This is a genomic window from Serratia surfactantfaciens, assembly GCF_001642805.2.
GTDB classification, from domain to species: domain Bacteria; phylum Pseudomonadota; class Gammaproteobacteria; order Enterobacterales; family Enterobacteriaceae; genus Serratia; species Serratia surfactantfaciens.
Genome location: NZ_CP016948.1, coordinates 3,319,187 through 3,334,928 on the forward strand (window position 1 = coordinate 3,319,187; position 15,742 = coordinate 3,334,928).

Sequence of the window (15,742 nt, forward strand, 5' to 3'; positions counted from 1 at the left end):
ACCCTTCCTACTGATAATCGGCCTGCAGTGTCGCCCAAGCCTCGAATGCCCCCTCGCTCAGCGTGACACCTTGTTTTTGTACCGGCACCGCCTCCAGCTGCGGTGGGTTATCCAAGGTGATGTTCAAGGTGCTGCCCGGCGTGAAAGGCTCATCGTCCCGGTATATGCGGATGCCCAAATCGCTTTTGTTGGTCGCCAACGCCTGTTTATCGAAGCCGCTGACGCCGCCCTTCAGACTTAGGGTTAGCGCCCAATTGCCGTTGGTCGCTCTGTCGCAGGTAATTTGGTAATTCAGCACCTGGCGGTAGTTAACCCCGTCCACCTTGTTAATGCCGACGCGCTGACCGAAGTCCACGTCAACCTGGTTGCCGTCATTAATGCGGCACGGCGGCGGCGCAAGCAGTGTGCCGCGGAAAGTCATGTTCTCCGCCGCTAGCGCGATATTCAGCGGCCCTATCAGGCCGCCTGTCAACAACAGGGCACGCATCGTTTTATTCATTTTCCGTTCCCTTACTGGTAAGCCACCTTCAGCGTGGCGCCCGCCGTAAATTCACCGCCGCTGAGCGCAGTACCGCTCTGTTTAATCGGCACCGCCCATAGTTCCGGTGCATTCGGGTAGGTGAAATTCAGCCAGCTATTGATCGCCAGCTTGCTGCTGCCTTGCTGCAATTGGATGCCCAGCGCTGTTTTATTGGTTTTCAATGCCGTCGAGTCAAAGGCCGTACCGGTGCCCTGCACCTGTAACTTCATGGCATTTTTACTTTGGCCGCTGCAGGACAGGGTGTAACCCACCGCCGTCCGATAATTTTTGCCGTCTACCCGAGTGGTCATGACTTCGCCAAAATTCACCTCGATCGGCCGATCGCCGTTAATCACACAGGGTGGCGGCGCCACCACCGTAACTCTTACGGTCACCGTGGTCGCCGCCTGTAACATCAGCGGCACGGTAATCAACAATGCGCTCAGGCAGCCGATTCGCTGTCGGTTCCTTACTCTCGTTATCGTTTCATCCATGTTCAGCCCCGCCTCAGTCATAGCTCAGATAAAAGTCCATCACCGCCCGGTAGCTGCCAGCCAGCAAACCGGCCGCCGTGCGTTCCGGCGTGATGGTGTAGCTCAGGCTGTTTCGCCCCGGCGTCAGCAGCAGCGGCGCACCTCTTTCGCCCAGCCGCACATCGCGCCCGTGTGCATCCTTTAGCCGCAGCCCCAGGCCGGATACGCCGCGCGCCTGCACCAACTGCGGGTTATTCGCATCACGCGGCGCCCGGAAACTCACCGTCACCGCCGGCTGGTCATTGGCCCAGACCAACCCGCCGGTTCGCAGGTCACGGCTGCCCGCCGGGCTGCGCAGGCAGTCCGCCAGCCGCAGCTCAAAGCGCACCGGCGTGCCGCGATCGCCTGTCTGCTTCAATCGCCCGGTGCCGACTTCACCCAACGCGATGTCCTGGCGCACGCTGTCCATCTCCAGCCGACAGGCGCTCTCGGTCAGCGCGCCCTGCACATACAGCACGCCGTTGGCACCCTCTACCTGCCAGTTATCCGCCGCCTGCGCCGCTGGCAACAGCCACAGCAGCGCGGTCAGGCTCAATGGCGCCATCAAGGCCAGTGCCGCCAGCACGGCGTAATATCGCAGCTCGCTTATCCAGTAAGCGCGTTCCGCCATCAGCTCCTTTGCCATTTATCCTCCTGTCTACTTTTATCTGGATGCAGCGGTTAATCGCCTTTATTCTCCGGCACCACCTTGCAGATAGTGCCGCTGCAGCTGAAGCTCAGCTGTGGGCGGCCGCCGTAGTCGTTGACGTAGGTCAGCACCGGGCTGTTGCCCACGCTCGCCGCACTCACCGTCAGCGGCAGGCTGCCCTTCGGCGGCACCATCATCGGTTCGAAAGCTTTCACCGGCGCGCTCTTGCTGCTGCCCGCATCTACCAGGGTGACGTAGTACGGCGTCGGGTTGTTCACCACGTACTTGTCGCCCTGCCGGCTCAGCGTCAGCTGCTCCTGCGGCGGCGGCGCATTGGTGTCGATGCCCAGCCCCGCCGGGCGGTAGAACAGCTTGATGCGCGTCTGCAGCGCGATCTGCAGGGTGTTCGGTTTGTTGCTCTTCGGCGGGATCTCGCGCAGGTTGAAGTAGTAGACCGTTTCGCGGTCCTGCGGCAGCTGTTTGGCCACCGGCAGCGCCTGGATCTTCACCTGGCTGGGCTTGCCCGGCTCGATGCGCTGCACCGGCGGCAGCACCGTCAGCGGGCTCTGGATCTTGTTACCCTGCTCGTCTTCAATCCAGCCCTGCGCCAGATACGGCAACTGCTTGTTCTGGTTGCTGACGCTCAGGCTCACCGAGTTCAGCGAACCGTCAAACACCACGCGGGTGCGATCCAGGGCAATTGCCGCCTGGGCAGGCAACGACGTAGATACGATCAGCACGGCCCCCGCTGCCGCCACAATGTGTTTTTCGGCAAACGCCGCAAATAAACGTTTCGTATTTTTCATAACAACCTCAACTCAATAAATATAAAAATTCATCCAATCAATAAAAGTTCATTTAGATAACATTAAAAATAATCACCGCACTGCCGGTAAAGTCGCCTGAGGTTTCTTTTTTCAGTTCCGACTCATCGAGAGAGGCAAACAGCTCGACGCTGCCCTTATAACCGACCTTAACGGTCACATCTCGTTTGTTGCTGGAGCCCGGTGCATCAACGGACAGTTTCACTTTGAGCTGCTGTTTATTTTGCGGATTGCTCAATATGATGGTATTTCCGCCGCTGCGATTGGCATCGGTAAATATTAAGCGCGCCGTCGCTTGTGAGGTGTAATCACCATCGCAGATCAACGATGCCGTAATGCTGGCGGTTTTAGATTCCTGGTTAACAATGCCAAAATCAATTTCACTGTTACTTAAACCATCGACCCGGCAAAATACGTTGACGGGGGGAAGAGGATCTATCGGTGGAAGACGGCCATCCTTGGTTGAAGCTAACCTTGTTCTATAGCCATTAAAAAAATCAATCCATACAATCGGATCCTTGCAAGGATATATCTTATTTATCGTTCCTTTGAACGGCATTTTATCTTTAATGGCTTTGTTAATTTCATCAAAGCTATGCCATTTACTATCGTTAAAAAGCACAATGCTGCTTAACGGGGAGAAAGGCGCACCACACACCCCCCCTGACGTAATGTTGGTATAGATACTGACCGAACATGTCCAGGTGTCAGGACAATAACTCCCTTTGGCGTCCATGTTCTCATTCCCCTCGCTATCCTCAGGGCCTAGTGTAATGCTGGTAACGTTGTAATCCACCGCAGTTCGATTATTAAGCCAATACCAGTCAGAAAAACTGGCGACTGTCGTTGCGGCGTTGCAAGCAACGGTAAAGAAAAACAAAAAAAAACCGATAAATAACACCATCATGCCACCCCGATTACTTATTTCTTTCACCGCCAAGCGAATGACAAGGCAGCAACAATGTATTCATCAACATCTCCGCCGGCAGCGGGCTCGGCATGCGCACCTCACACTGCGCCGCCCCGTTCCAGCGCACCGTCATCGCCTCGCCCGGCTGGATGCCGCTGAGATAGACGCTGCCGCCGTCGTTGACGATGCCGGTTTCCTGCTTGCGCCCGTTCAACACCGTGGCGCCGAACGGCGGTTCGCTGCCGTCCGCCAGCTTGATCACCGCCATCGCCTTGGCCCCCGCTATCACGTCAAACTGCCGGTAACCGATGGCCCCCTCGGTCAGCGTCGCCTGCACCACCGATGTGGTCGCCTCAGCGTTGTCGCCCAGCTGGTTCAAATCGATGCTCGCCTTGTTGCGGTAGTAGCTGTTCACGTCGCCGATCACCGCCTTGCCCCAGGCGTTGGTGCGGCTGGTGCGCCCGTAGCCGCGCACCGGCACCTCCGCCACCCCCTGGGTGTCGATCAACATCCGCGTGCCACCCGCCATGCCGCTGCGGTGCAGCGCGCCGCCCTCCGCCGTCAGCGTCATCCCGCCCTGGGCGCTCAGCCCCACCGCGCTGTAACGCCCTTCCTGGTAGCTGGCGTTGGCGCTCAGCCGCGCGATATCGCCCTCGCGGCTGTAGTAGCCGCTGGCGTTGGCGCCGCTGCGCGACGTGCCGGCGCTCAGCTGGTAGTTGCTGCGCTCGTCAAGCCGGTCGTAATAGCTCACCCGGTTCGTGGTATCGTTGCGGTTCACCGTGGTGTTGTAGCTCAGCGTCGAGCGCTCACCCCACGGCATCGACAGCGACAAGTAGGCCCCGTCGTCCTTCATTCCGTTGTACTGGTTGCGGTAGGCCGACAGCGACAGGCTCAGATTGCGGAACCGGCCGATATCGAAATAGCGCGACAGCGTCAGGTTGTAGCGATCGTTGGCCGGCCTGTCCCAGTAGGTCTCATGGCTGTAGTTGAGGTAGCTGCTCAGCCCCCAGTCACGGAAGTGCTTGTTGAAGGTAATGGTGTACATCTCCTTGCCGCTGCCGTTGCGGTTGCCGTAGTAGCGCGCGTCCAGGTACTCGCTCATGCTCATGAAATCCTGCTCCGAGAAGCGGTAGCCGGCGAAGGTCACCTGGCTGTCGTACTCGTCGAAGCTCTTCGAATAGCTAAGCCGGTACGAACCGCCGCTCAGCGCGCCGTCTTCCTGCGGCAACCGCGCCCGCGACTGGGTAGCGTCGAATGACAGCGCCCCGAACGCCATCAGGTCACGGCCCAGCCCCAGCGACAGCGCGTTATAGTCACCGCCCGCCAGCGCACCGCCGTACAGCGACCAGCCGTTGCTCACCCCCCAGGAGAACTCACCGGTGCCGAACAGCGGCCCGCGCGCGTGGTGCTCCCAGTCCGACGGCTTGCCCGCCGCCAGCTTGAAACGCACCGAACCCGGCCGCGTCAGGTACGGGATGCTGGCGGTGTTCATCACGAACTCCTGCACCGTGCCGTCCTGCTCCTCCACCCGCACGTTCAGCTCGCCGCTCACCGCGTCGTTGATGTCCTGAATGCGGAACGGCCCGGCCGCCACCGTGGTTTCGTAAATCACCCGCCCCTGCTGGCTGATGATGATTTTGGCGTTAGTCTTCGCCACGCCCACCACCTCCGGCGCATAGCCGCGCAGGTTGGGCGGCAGCATGTTGTCGTCCGACACCAGGCTGGCGCCGGCAAAGCGGAAGCTGTCGAACATGCCGGAGTCCAGGTAGCTCTCGCCCAGCGTCAGCTTCGAGCGCAGCGCCGGCAGCGCGCGGTAGGCATAGTAGCGGCTCCAGTCCAGCCGCGTGTCGGTCGGCTGCCCGCTGCCGGTCTGGTGGCTGAGGCTGCCCTGCCAGTCCGCCCGAAGGCGCCAGGCGCCGAAGTTGGCGCCGGCGGTGCCGTTGCCGCTCAGGTTGTAACCGCGGGTACCGCTGCGCTGCTGGTGCTGGCTCTGTGCGTTGAGGTTATAGTCAAACAGCAGCCCCGGAATGCCCTCGTCCCAGCGCGACGGCGGGTCCCAGTTCTCGGCGGTGTACTCGAGAAACGCCTGCGGAATATTCAGGTACAGCGACGAGGTAGCCAGGTCGCCGCGCATCTCCATGCCCGTCACGCTGCTCTCGTCCAGGCACTCGCCCTGGTACCACCAGCGCAAATCCTTCATCACGCCCTCTTTAAGGCCAAGCTGTTCTACCAGCGCCTTGTTGATGCAGGCGCGGCTGCCGTTCGGGTCGTCCTGCGGCGGGTAGAACGGTATCTGCTGCTCCGGCAAATCGTTCTTGTTGATGTGCACCACCATGCCGTAGGTGCCGGGCATAATGTAACCGCCACGTGAAAACTGGCTCAGATCGATGTTCTTGCGGTCATGCACGTCCAGCACGTCGGTGTTGAATTGAATGTCATCGGCGGCATACACCTGTGACGGGAGGGCGCCGAGCGCCAGGGCAATGCATAATCCCAGCGCATTGATACGTACCATTTTTCTTGCTGGTGATTTTCTCATGTCCCCGTTCCCTTATAATTATTTCTTGTCCCTGCGCTCTTGCAATTAGTCCCCATCGCCGGCCTCAGAAATAATCCAGTTTGAAACGGACGGCCGTGAAATAATCGCCGGCCTTCGGCGCATGATTATTGGCGACTAATTTCAGGGCGTAATTCAGCCGCATATCGCCGGGAATAATGTCACCGCGCGGCAGAGGGTGGCCCGGCGTGGCGATATTGCCGGCGGCATCGGTGATTTGCAGCGCAATGCCCGACGCCTCGCCGCGCACGCCAAATAACCCCTCCTCGGCATCGCCGTCAAAGGTCACCTGAAACTGTTTCCAGTCTGGCAATTTATTATTGGCGCGTTCCAGCGTGCAATTAACCAGCTCGATGGCGAAAGTTTTTATTTGGCTTTGCCCGTCGCGAATAATGTCCGCTATCGGCACGATATCCATATCCACGGTCTGATAGCGGCTCTCGACGGCAATGGCGCAGGCGGTGTCGATAATAGCGCCTTGCATATTTACCCTGCCCCAGCCTTGAATAGCGCTGCCTGCCTGTGCGAAAGCAGTGAAGATAAATAGGCAAGCCGCCAGCGGAAATAGCCTGATTTTAATCCACATAACGTTATTTCCTGATAAAGCGTTTCTGAAAAATGCATGCGGGAACCCCGCATGCATTAGCATGCTTAATTCACTTCAATATTGAAGAAATTAACGTGGCTTAGTTATACGCCAGGGTAAAGTCGGCCACTGACTGGAACTCACCTTCAGTCAGTACTGCACCAGAAGCCACATCACCCTGCAGGTAGGCCGCGAAATTCAGGGAGTTAGAGCCATTTTGCAGCTCCTGCGCCTTGGTTGCCTTGCCCAGCTTGATCACCTGGCCGGAACCGTCGGTAATGGCTACGCTGGCGCCCTGCGCGGTACCGGTAATACCCAGCAGGCCGTTATTGGCTTTGGATTCCATGCCGGTAAAGGTCAGTGTAACCTTGTTTTTCAGAGGGTTACCAGTGACCGCATCATTTTCAAAGGTGCAATTTTCCAGATCGATAGCGAAGTTGCGCGGCGTAGATTTACCGCCGTTCAGCAGCGCCACTTTGGAGATCTGGCCCAGCTCAACGGTCTGATCGATAGACTCAGGGTTAATAGAGCACGGCGCATCGATAATAGCGCCGGTGAAAGTGACTTTACCGTGACCCTGGTCGGCCGCAAACGCAGTAGAAGACAGACCAAAGGCAAGCGCTGCCGCCATCATGATGTTGTTCAGTTTCATAGTTCTTACATTCCTTAGTAAGTAGAAAGAGTTAAATAAGACTCACTTTATCTGCAGAAGATAATGCTTCCCGGCTTACTGCCATTTCCGTATCAGCACAGGAACCCTTCTGTTTCTGGCCTTCAAACCAGTGAGGACAATCTACTACCACAGCTCACTTCTTGAAATATAAAACTGCAAATTAAACAAAATTAAGAATATGTATAAATTAAAAACCTTAAAAATAGATTTTAAATCCGATTAAATGCGCAAATTAACCGACCTGTAAATAAAAAAACCGATCAATTCATGTTTAATTAACCCATTATCCATGCAATATAAGAAAATTCTAATTTCAATAGCCATGAGACAGTTGAAAAAAAACGCCAGCAGCCACAGTATTAAGCACGGACAGATTATTTACAGGGAGCAACATGAAATACATTATAAATAACGCCATCATTTATGATGCGCATAAAGGGACATTATCACTCAACAAGAACAACGATGATAAAAACGTGGTTTTATTAAAACCTTCACAGCGACTGTTGTCGTTGTTTATTGAGTGCAATAATGAAATTGTAGAGAGGGAGCGTTTGCTGGATGAGGTATGGAATAATCATGGCCTGACGGCATCGAACAATAACCTGAGCAATTATATTTCAGGGTTGCGCAAGACGCTGGCTCAGTTAGGCCAGGATGACATTCTGGTTACTTACCCAAGGCAAGGGTTCAAGTTCGTCGCCGAGTCGATAACCCTTTTAGGGGAGGAAAAGGATGAAAATAATGGCGAAACGCCGAAAGCGCATCCGTTAACGGAAAAGAAAACCAGGCGTATAAAACCGCTCATTCTGCTTCTCCTGCCTTTGGCCGTCGGCCTTATCGCCATCGGCGTCGCGTTGCATTATTACACTGCCAATAATGATCTGAGCTTTATTGGTAAATATCGCAGCTGCAACGTGTTCGCCATCGACAGTGCGCAGGATATTTCTTCGGCCAGGCGGCTGCTGAGCGAGTTTGATTATGATTGCAACAGCAGCGCCAGCGTATATTTATACAATCAGGTTGCCGATGACGACAGCACAGCGGCCGTGATGACCTACTGCCCCAGACAGGGCCTGTCTGCGTGCAAAACGGTAAAGCTGCAACAGTAGGCATAGACTCTTCTGGCATCAAAATAGTGCCTTGTTAGGGCATCAACGCTTGTTGCAAATAAAATTAGGAGAACGATTGTCGGCAAAAATGTATTGCTGATCATTGATCTTCTCGACCGTAAACAAGATGTCCTTCCCCACCACCGGGAACAGCTTGTCGACTTCTTTATTATTGTGGCTATCGTCATTAGAGCGTCGAACGATGTTTGTCGGGCGCAGCAAGAAGCGCCCTTCATTCGCGGTATAAGTCATGCTAATGGTGCGCGCTATGGTAAAACGCTCATTATTATAGGCCACGCTGCCGTTGATAATAAATGCGCTCTCTCTTGCATTTATATTGACAATACTGACAAACAACACTCTGGATAACGAATGTTTTTCATCATGATAATCGGTGCGGATCACCGCATTGCATTCCGGCATAATCGGAACAAAAAACTGCAGATAGATACCGAAAAATATAAATCCCCCACCAATAATTATCAGTGATGCAAGCACCCCTTTTATTGTTTTTTTATTTTTTGAAAACATAGACATTCTCACAGGCCGCGTTAATGTTTTTTTCATTTTCTGGGCAATAGGCGAAAAAGGTTGCCATCGAGTGCAAGGCGCTAAGAACCAACGCACCGCCGTTATAATAATAAACCGTTGCTGGTTTATTGCAGTCAAAGCCGCCTTCCGCGATGGTGTTCCTTACATCCTGCACCGAAATATTCGTGCGCACCAGCTTGTGGTGACTGTTAATTATTTCGATTTCACAATTCTCAATACGCTGAGCGGGTATAAACTTCGCCGTCGGAATATAAACCTGGCGCATCCCCACAGCCAACATCACCAGGCCGCCGATAAAAACAGCCATTGCCACGCAGAGCCATAAATACTCCATCCGCCGGGAATTCTCTTTCCCAATAAGTATTTTACTCAATTCAGGCTTTTCTTGGTTTCCTGTCTCATCCGTGCGGGCAACCCCCGCCTGAAGCAAAACCCCCTGCTTTGGCAAGGTGATCAACACTTCACCTTCTCCCAGTTCGGTAAACGCCTTGCGCAACTGAGAAAGCGCATTATTCAGATTATTGCCCGACTCTATTTGGCCATAGCTGCCCCAAACCTGGCTCAGCAAAAATTCACGGCTTAATACTTTGTTATCGTTCCGTACAAACAATAACAACAATCTATTAACCGTCGCCGTTAACGAGACTTTAGATTGTTCATCATCAATAACGCAGAGCTCAGAGATATCATCCCGGTAAATAATTCTGTTGTTTATCACATAAGCCATAGCGCACCTCTTATTGAACGCTAAAATGATATCACAACGCAATTTTTATAGGAATATTCTTAATAAAAATAATTAACCTTTTAATACATGAGGTTATATTTGAAGATTATAAAAATCATATTATTTTCTCTGTCAGAGAATCTCCTTGGGTTATTCGTTATCACAATCCTCAACCTTCAGCGATGAAACCCTGTTTTTACCTTTTCTTTCCACCGTAACCTCAACATGTTGGCCCGGCGGCGTCTCTGCAAAGATATTCAAAGCTTCCTGGGCATTATCAATCACTTTCCCTGCAACTTTATTAATGATATCGCCTTCCTGTAAGCCGGCGTCGCTCGCAGCCCCCGAGTGTTTTACACCTGTCACCCGCACATTATATCGCCCCCCCAGTTTTCCATGGATAGCGGAGACATTAGCGGCTTCCACGCCGATGCAGCCGCGAATGACTCGCCCATCCGCCACGATTTTTTTCATTACCTTATTCACCAGGCGCACCGGCAAAGCAAAACTGATGCCTTTTACGCTATTCAGATCCTGATCTACCGAGAAAACCGACGTATTCATGCCGATCATTTCTCCAGATGCATTAACCAGTGGCCCGCCGGAGTTACCTTATTGATCGGCGCATCGGTTTGAATAAACGTCTGTCTGCCAATGACGCCGAAGCCGCTGCGGCCAATAGCGCTAACGATACCGTGTGAAACGGAGCCAACCAGATTGTAAGGATTACCGATGGCCAAAACAAAATCACCGACTTTGATTTTCTTTTCTTCATCGATACGAATGGGCGTGGTCGCCACAGGATCCAGTTTCATCACGGCTAAATCGGTCAGTTTGTCGTAGCCCACGACGATCGCTTCTCTTACCGTCGCGTCGCTGAGCAACGCCACCATGTTCTTGACGCCATTGACCACATGATAATTCGTCACCACATGCCCACGATTGTCCATAATAACGCCGGTGCCCAACGGGCAACCATAAACAACATCATTACAATCTTTAGAATATATATATACAACGGATGGGAGCGCGCGTTCTATCGCCATACTCAGTGACAATTCATTCACATTTTGCCGGTTCTGGTTAGCGAATTGCTTAAAATAGAGGGTGCTGACGACTGCGCCAATAAACACGCCAATTAACATATGAATAACCTTTTTATTCATCGCACCCTCAAAATGGCAAATGGTTTTTATAAGAACATTCTTCATACCGAAGGTTAAATACACTGACAAGCGAAAATTGACGCAGTCAACGGCCCCTGGCTCAAATCTCTGCTCCCCCTGGTTTGAACACCTTTCCTCCTTCCCTGCGAACCTTTCAAACTCCCCGAAAAAAACAACATACTGATTTAATTAAATTTTAAACCCATCACACGCATTATTTTGTTCCGTTCCTGCATAAAAAAACGGCATTGTATGATCGCCCTCACAAACATGATAACATTATATTGTTATAACAAATGGCGACAACAACCAAAAGGAACCTCTGGATGAACTACCCTCTTGTTGGCAGCGCCATTGTTGAGCACAGCGGCGGTTTAAATAACTTACGCCATGTCACTAACTGCATGACACGGGTTCGCATGACCCTGGTCGATCCTGCAAAAGTGAATATTCAGGCGCTTAAAGGCATCGAAGGCGTGCTGGGCGTGGTGGAAGACGATACTTTGCAAGTGATTGTCGGCCCGGGCAAGTCGTCTAAAGTGGCGACGGTAATCAATGAACTGTTGGCCTCGGGCCGGCAAACGGCGCCACTGAGCGACGTAGAACAAAAAGCGGCGCTGGCACGCGAGAAATCCCGCAAACCCACGCGCACCAAAGCCGTGTTGAAGCACATCGCCAACATTTTCGTTCCCATCCTGCCGCCGCTGATCGCCGCCGGGATTTTGATGGGGCTGAACAACGTCTTGGTCAACTCCGCCGCCTCCTATGCGCTGACGCACGCCATTGCGGCCAGCGGCGAGCTTTCTCCGGCCCAGATAGTGTTGGATCAGCGCCATCTGCTGGGCCTGAGCCAATTCCTTGATATCGTTTCCAAAGCGCTGTTCAACTTCCTGGCCATCTATACCGGCGTCACCACGGCGAAAGAGTTCAACGGCAACGCCATCATGGGCGGCCTGCTGGGCGCCATCACCATCGCGCCCCAACTGCCGCTTTTGGGGTTAATCCCCGGCCAGGGCGGGTTGATCGGCGTTATTTTCTGCGTCTGGCTAATGTGCGTGCTGGAAAAACAGGTGCGTCGCGTCGTGCCCGACATTCTGGACGTGGTCTTGACACCGACGATCGTGCTGACGGTGATGGCCGGCGCCTTGCTGTTCGCCATCATGCCCGTCGCCGGCCTATTGTCCAACGGCATCCTGCACAGTTTGAACGGCCTGCTGGCCACGGGTGGCCTGGCCGCCGGCTTCGTGCTGGCCTCGCTGTTCCCATTCCTGATTTCGCTCGGTCTGCACCATGGCCTGTTCCCGATCCATCTGGAGATGATCAATGCGACCGGACATGCCCCGCTGTTCGCCATCCAGATCATGTCCAATGCAGGCATGGTCGGCGCCGCCACGGCGGTGCTGCTGCTGACCCGCGATCCGGTGATGAAAAAGATCGCCAAAGGCGCCATTCCCACCTCGATCCTCGCCGTAGGGGAACCCACCATCTTCGGTGTGAATATTCCGGCGGGATTCGCCTTTATCACCGGCTCTATCGGCGCCGGCTTCGGCGGCATGATGGTCGTGTTGCTCGGCGTCTCCACCAATGGCGTCGGCGCCGCAGGTTTGTCGGCCCTGCCGCTGATCGCCGACGGCAAATATCTGCAGTATATCTTCGCCTGGCTCACCGGCTGCCTGGCGGCCTTTGTGCTGACTTACATCACGGGCAAGCTGCGCAAATACGATCGGGAAAGCGTCTGACGGGACGACAAACAGTTAAGGGAGCAAAAATGAAAGCCATCATGTTGATGTTCGATTCACTGAACAAACATTTGCTGTCCGCCTATGGCAGCGACCGGGCCATCACGCCCAACTTCCAGCGGCTGAAAGAAAGAACGGTGCGTTTCGACAATTTCTACGTCGGCAGCATGCCCTGCATGCCGGCCAGGCGCGAGATCCATACCGGCCGCTATAATTTCCTGCACCGGTCCTGGTCGCCGCTGGAGCCCTTTGACGACTCCATGCCGGAAATTCTGAAAAAGCACGGTATCCACACCCATCTGGTTACCGATCACAAGCATTACTGGCGCGACGGCGGCGCCACCTACCACTCCCGTTACAACACCTATGAGTTCGTGCGCGGGCAAGAGGGCGACTCCTGGAAGGGCGTGGTCGACAAGCCGATTTATCATTATGAATCCGGCGAGCCGGAAGAGATCAAACAGCGCCGCATCGCCAGCCGCACGCAGCATCAAATTAACGTGCAGTTTATGAAGGACGAGCAGGATCATCCGCTGGCCAGAACCATCCAGAAAGGCCTGGCGTTCATCGACGAGAACCACGCGGCCGATAACTGGTTCCTGCAACTGGAGTGCTTCGATCCCCACGAGCCGTTTTTCGTGCCGGAAAAATACCTGCGGATGTACGGCATTGACGACGCCAGCGTTTTTGACGGCTGGCCGCCCTATTACTTCGTCACCGAAAGCGAAGAACGCAAGGACGCCATTCAGAAGTACTACCTGGCCTTGCTGACCATGGTGGACGCCTATGTCGGCAAGGTCCTGGACTACATGGACAAATACGATTTATGGCGGGATACCCTGCTGATCGTCAACACCGACCATGGTTTCCTGTTGGGGGAGCATGAGTGGTGGGGCAAAAATATCATGCCGCTGTATAACGAAGTGGCGAATATCCCCTTCTTCATCTGGCATCCCGAGCACCCTTATCGCGGCGAAGCGCGGCAGGCGCTGGCGCAAACCATCGACATTCCCGCCACGCTGCTGGATTTCTTCAAGCTGGACAAGCCGGCGGATATGCAAGGCGCCTCTCTGGTGCCGGCGATTTGCGACGATACGCCGATACGCGACTATGCGCTGTTCGGCTACCACGGCTGCCATATCAACATTACCGACGGCCGCTATGTCTATATGCGTTCACCGCAGGTACACGGCGCCGAGGATCTGTTCGAATACACCCTGATGCCCACCAGCATCAACCGCCGGCTGTCCCCTGAAGAACTCCGGCACATGACGCTGCATCCGGGATTCCGTTTCACCAAGGGCTGCCAGGTGTTGCGCATCCCCGCTTCTTCGGTGATGACCCGGGGCGCCGATCGCTTCGGGCACCGGCTGTATGACCTGGCGGAAAATCCGAAGCAGGATCGTCAGTGCCGGGATGCCGCCGTCGCCGAACGCCTGCTGTCCGCCATCCGTTGCATGCTGGAACAAAGCGACGCGCCGCCGGAACTCTGGGCACGCTACCAATTGTCGGACCCCGCTTCTCCGCTGTTGGGCGCCGATCCGGACTGGGTGCCGGTTTTCAAAGATTATGCGCCGCAGGTGCGCTACGGTATGTTGGCCCTGATGCAACATCTGGAAGGCACTCATCAAACGGCAATAATTGATAAACTGAATGCTTCCGCCAAATCCTCATGGACCACCGCCGATCTGTGGGCCTTCGTGCAGCAAGAAGTCCCGCCAGAACAGCACGCCGGCGTGTTTTATAAACTGGCGCTGGAAATGCGGCTTGATTGAGAGGTCGCCCCGCCCTTTCGGCGGGGCGACTGCAGAACAGAAGGAAAATTAACGATGGGACAAGAACTGGACTACTCGCGCGGCGCCAAGCCGCTGTATGCCCAGCTGTATGACATCCTGCTGGAGAAGCTGAAAAACGGCGAATATCGGAAGAACGACGTACTGCCGACAGAAGCCGAGTTTGAAGAAATGTTCGGCGTCAGTCGCATCACCGCGCGGCGGGCGCTGGCCGAACTGGTCGCAAAAGGGTTGGTCAAACGTCAGGCCGGCATCGGCACCATGGTCATCAGCACATCGGAAAAGCAGAGCGTCAAGACCCGAATCAGCTTGATCGACGGCCAGCAAACGGAGGCGATAGCACGCAACAATCTGTCCCTGGCCCCTGTGCAGCCGCCGGAGCCTATCGCGCAGTTGTTCGACGCCGACAACGCGCTACTGCTGACGCGCACCATTTACCGCCAAAACGAGGAACCGGCGCAGGTCAACTATATCTATCTGACCCCGCGTTTAAACACGCTGACGTTGTCGGATCTGGAAAAAGGGTTGTACTGCGCATTGGAACAGCACAACGAAAACATCGATGCCTTCGAGGACATCATCACGGCCGAACTGCCGACGCCGGAAGACTGCGCAATCCTCGGCGTTTCCCCCTCGGTGCCGCTGCTGGTCAAAACCCGCAAAGGGTACAACGAGCAGGGCCTACTGGTGGAATACACCATCGCCAAGCATATCGCGCGTTACTATCAATACATCGTCGAGAACAGCAAATGAGCTGGTGGACGCAGGGAAAATCACCGGATTACCGGTTTACATTAGCTAATGAACGCACCTTTCTGGCCTGGATCCGCACCGCGCTGACCTTTATGGCCGCCGCCGTCGGCCTAGATCAGTTGACGGACTCAACATCGCTGAAGGTGTTGATCATCGTGCTGGCGCTTACGGCGGCGGCGCTGGCCTGCTACGCCTACCATCGCTGGGCGGGCAACGAGAAAGCAATGCGGCATGAACAAGCCTTAGGCTATCCACGCCTGCTGATTTGGCTCAGCACGGGTCTGGCGGCAGGGATATTGCTGACGCTGGCCACATTGGTTCGGCCATGAACGCCGCTTGTCCGCAGCGCGATCCTGGCCTGCAGCCGGAAAGAACGGCGCTGGCGTGGCAGAGAACCGCATTCTCTCTATTGCTGCTGGCGCTTATCACCGCGCGTACCGGCCTTTACCGCGAAGAATATGTGCTCGCCGCACTGGGCTGCGCTTCTTTTTTCGTGGCGATGCTGTTGGTATTTGGCTCTTTTGTTCGGCAAAAATCGCTGATGGGCGCGATGGCGCTCCCGCTTGTCTGGTCGGCGTGGTTTAAAAGATTGCTCAGCCTCGCCCTCTTGTTCAATGCGCTGGGTCTCGCGCTGCACAGTGCGCTCATGCTGTTATAGGAAGGAAGTAT

General features: G+C 54.8%; 18 protein-coding genes. 6 read left to right on the forward strand and 12 right to left on the reverse strand.

The features are described from left to right. Positions 1 to 7: 7 nt before the first annotated feature. The 8 genes from ATE40_RS15620 to ATE40_RS15655 form a co-directional block, all read right to left on the reverse strand. A complete protein-coding gene (locus tag ATE40_RS15620) occupies positions 8 to 499 on the reverse strand; it encodes a fimbrial protein (protein WP_063919922.1) in 492 nt (163 codons plus the stop codon). Between the two features lie 11 nt (positions 500 to 510). Continuing rightward, positions 511 to 1,014, reverse strand: coding sequence for a fimbrial protein (locus tag ATE40_RS15625; RefSeq protein WP_063919977.1), 504 nt, complete (start codon positions 1,012 to 1,014; stop codon positions 511 to 513). Between the two features lie 13 nt (positions 1,015 to 1,027). Next, the gene (locus ATE40_RS15630) at positions 1,028 to 1,678 is read right to left on the reverse strand and encodes a fimbrial protein (protein ID WP_063919923.1); all 651 of its coding nucleotides are present in this window, start codon (positions 1,676 to 1,678) and stop codon (positions 1,028 to 1,030) included. A 35-nt stretch (positions 1,679 to 1,713) separates the two neighbouring features. Next, on the reverse strand, positions 1,714 to 2,487 hold the full coding sequence (locus tag ATE40_RS15635; protein ID WP_063919924.1) for a fimbria/pilus periplasmic chaperone: 774 nt from the start codon (positions 2,485 to 2,487) through the stop codon (positions 1,714 to 1,716). A 52-nt stretch (positions 2,488 to 2,539) separates the two neighbouring features. After that, positions 2,540 to 3,412: a hypothetical protein gene (locus tag ATE40_RS24770; RefSeq protein WP_156785435.1), complete on the reverse strand. Its 873-nt coding sequence runs from the start codon at positions 3,410 to 3,412 to the stop codon at positions 2,540 to 2,542. A 10-nt stretch (positions 3,413 to 3,422) separates the two neighbouring features. Then, entirely contained in the window at positions 3,423 to 5,954 is a 2,532-nt protein-coding gene (locus ATE40_RS15645; RefSeq protein WP_063919926.1) for an outer membrane usher protein, read from the reverse strand. Positions 5,955 to 6,018: 64 nt separating this feature from the next. Then, complete coding sequence (locus ATE40_RS15650; protein WP_015378836.1) at positions 6,019 to 6,558, reverse strand: fimbrial protein; 540 nt, start codon at positions 6,556 to 6,558, stop codon at positions 6,019 to 6,021. Positions 6,559 to 6,658: 100 nt separating this feature from the next. Beyond that, entirely contained in the window at positions 6,659 to 7,210 is a 552-nt protein-coding gene (locus ATE40_RS15655; protein ID WP_063919927.1) for a fimbrial protein, read from the reverse strand. A gap of 413 nt (positions 7,211 to 7,623) precedes the next feature. On the opposite strand from ATE40_RS15655, the gene ATE40_RS15660 reads away from it, so the two are divergent. Further along, positions 7,624 to 8,343, forward strand: coding sequence for a winged helix-turn-helix domain-containing protein (locus tag ATE40_RS15660; protein WP_063919928.1), 720 nt, complete (start codon positions 7,624 to 7,626; stop codon positions 8,341 to 8,343). Positions 8,344 to 8,385: 42 nt separating this feature from the next. Here the strand turns inward: ATE40_RS15660 and ATE40_RS15665 are convergent, their stop codons facing one another. The 4 genes from ATE40_RS15665 to ATE40_RS24965 all read right to left on the reverse strand — a co-directional run bounded on the left by ATE40_RS15665 (position 8,386) and on the right by ATE40_RS24965 (position 10,788). Then, positions 8,386 to 8,874, reverse strand: coding sequence for a hypothetical protein (locus ATE40_RS15665; RefSeq protein WP_063919929.1), 489 nt, complete (start codon positions 8,872 to 8,874; stop codon positions 8,386 to 8,388). Then, entirely contained in the window at positions 8,858 to 9,622 is a 765-nt protein-coding gene (locus ATE40_RS15670) for a winged helix-turn-helix domain-containing protein (protein WP_063919930.1), read from the reverse strand. Before ATE40_RS15670 ends, ATE40_RS15665 begins: the two co-directional genes overlap by 17 nt. A gap of 150 nt (positions 9,623 to 9,772) precedes the next feature. Further along, positions 9,773 to 10,186 (reverse strand): S1C family serine protease, encoded by a 414-nt coding sequence (locus tag ATE40_RS24960; protein ID WP_244889048.1) that lies wholly within the window; start codon positions 10,184 to 10,186, stop codon positions 9,773 to 9,775. Between the two features lie 5 nt (positions 10,187 to 10,191). Next, the gene (locus ATE40_RS24965; RefSeq protein WP_244889049.1) at positions 10,192 to 10,788 is read right to left on the reverse strand and encodes a trypsin-like peptidase domain-containing protein; all 597 of its coding nucleotides are present in this window, start codon (positions 10,786 to 10,788) and stop codon (positions 10,192 to 10,194) included. Between the two features lie 326 nt (positions 10,789 to 11,114). On the opposite strand from ATE40_RS24965, the gene ATE40_RS15680 reads away from it, so the two are divergent. The 5 genes from ATE40_RS15680 to ATE40_RS15700 are packed head-to-tail and all read left to right on the forward strand — an operon-like array spanning position 11,115 to position 15,731. Continuing rightward, on the forward strand, positions 11,115 to 12,527 hold the full coding sequence (locus ATE40_RS15680) for a PTS transporter subunit EIIC (RefSeq protein ID WP_063919931.1): 1,413 nt from the start codon (positions 11,115 to 11,117) through the stop codon (positions 12,525 to 12,527). A gap of 29 nt (positions 12,528 to 12,556) precedes the next feature. After that, a complete protein-coding gene (locus ATE40_RS15685; RefSeq protein ID WP_063919932.1) occupies positions 12,557 to 14,302 on the forward strand; it encodes a sulfatase in 1,746 nt (581 codons plus the stop codon). A 54-nt stretch (positions 14,303 to 14,356) separates the two neighbouring features. Continuing rightward, positions 14,357 to 15,073, forward strand: a complete 717-nt coding sequence (locus tag ATE40_RS15690; protein WP_015378844.1) for a GntR family transcriptional regulator — start codon at positions 14,357 to 14,359, stop codon at positions 15,071 to 15,073. Further along, positions 15,070 to 15,402 carry a YidH family protein gene (locus ATE40_RS15695; protein WP_015378845.1) on the forward strand — a complete coding sequence of 111 codons (333 nt, stop codon included), beginning with the start codon at positions 15,070 to 15,072 and terminating at the stop codon, positions 15,400 to 15,402. Before ATE40_RS15690 ends, ATE40_RS15695 begins: the two co-directional genes overlap by 4 nt. Continuing rightward, positions 15,399 to 15,731, forward strand: a complete 333-nt coding sequence (locus tag ATE40_RS15700; RefSeq protein ID WP_015378846.1) for a DUF202 domain-containing protein — start codon at positions 15,399 to 15,401, stop codon at positions 15,729 to 15,731. Before ATE40_RS15695 ends, ATE40_RS15700 begins: the two co-directional genes overlap by 4 nt. Positions 15,732 to 15,742: the final 11 nt, after the last annotated feature.

What these genes read in the sequence shown, in the direction of transcription:
- ATE40_RS15620 (WP_063919922.1), bottom strand. Translation starts at nt 499, where the DNA reads ATGAATAAAACGATGCGTGCCCTGTTGTTGACAGGCGGCCTGATAGGG.
- ATE40_RS15625 (WP_063919977.1), bottom strand. Translation starts at nt 1,014, where the DNA reads ATGGATGAAACGATAACGAGAGTAAGGAACCGACAGCGAATCGGCTGC.
- ATE40_RS15630 (WP_063919923.1), bottom strand. Translation starts at nt 1,678, where the DNA reads ATGGCAAAGGAGCTGATGGCGGAACGCGCTTACTGGATAAGCGAGCTG.
- ATE40_RS15635 (WP_063919924.1), bottom strand. Translation starts at nt 2,487, where the DNA reads ATGAAAAATACGAAACGTTTATTTGCGGCGTTTGCCGAAAAACACATT.
- ATE40_RS24770 (WP_156785435.1), bottom strand. Translation starts at nt 3,412, where the DNA reads ATGATGGTGTTATTTATCGGTTTTTTTTTGTTTTTCTTTACCGTTGCT.
- ATE40_RS15645 (WP_063919926.1), bottom strand. Translation starts at nt 5,954, where the DNA reads ATGAGAAAATCACCAGCAAGAAAAATGGTACGTATCAATGCGCTGGGA.
- ATE40_RS15650 (WP_015378836.1), bottom strand. Translation starts at nt 6,558, where the DNA reads ATGTGGATTAAAATCAGGCTATTTCCGCTGGCGGCTTGCCTATTTATC.
- ATE40_RS15655 (WP_063919927.1), bottom strand. Translation starts at nt 7,210, where the DNA reads ATGAAACTGAACAACATCATGATGGCGGCAGCGCTTGCCTTTGGTCTG.
- ATE40_RS15660 (WP_063919928.1), top strand. Translation starts at nt 7,624, where the DNA reads ATGAAATACATTATAAATAACGCCATCATTTATGATGCGCATAAAGGG.
- ATE40_RS15665 (WP_063919929.1), bottom strand. Translation starts at nt 8,874, where the DNA reads ATGTTTTCAAAAAATAAAAAAACAATAAAAGGGGTGCTTGCATCACTG.
- ATE40_RS15670 (WP_063919930.1), bottom strand. Translation starts at nt 9,622, where the DNA reads ATGGCTTATGTGATAAACAACAGAATTATTTACCGGGATGATATCTCT.
- ATE40_RS24960 (WP_244889048.1), bottom strand. Translation starts at nt 10,186, where the DNA reads ATGAATACGTCGGTTTTCTCGGTAGATCAGGATCTGAATAGCGTAAAA.
- ATE40_RS24965 (WP_244889049.1), bottom strand. Translation starts at nt 10,788, where the DNA reads ATGAATAAAAAGGTTATTCATATGTTAATTGGCGTGTTTATTGGCGCA.
- ATE40_RS15680 (WP_063919931.1), top strand. Translation starts at nt 11,115, where the DNA reads ATGAACTACCCTCTTGTTGGCAGCGCCATTGTTGAGCACAGCGGCGGT.
- ATE40_RS15685 (WP_063919932.1), top strand. Translation starts at nt 12,557, where the DNA reads ATGAAAGCCATCATGTTGATGTTCGATTCACTGAACAAACATTTGCTG.
- ATE40_RS15690 (WP_015378844.1), top strand. Translation starts at nt 14,357, where the DNA reads ATGGGACAAGAACTGGACTACTCGCGCGGCGCCAAGCCGCTGTATGCC.
- ATE40_RS15695 (WP_015378845.1), top strand. Translation starts at nt 15,070, where the DNA reads ATGAGCTGGTGGACGCAGGGAAAATCACCGGATTACCGGTTTACATTA.
- ATE40_RS15700 (WP_015378846.1), top strand. Translation starts at nt 15,399, where the DNA reads ATGAACGCCGCTTGTCCGCAGCGCGATCCTGGCCTGCAGCCGGAAAGA.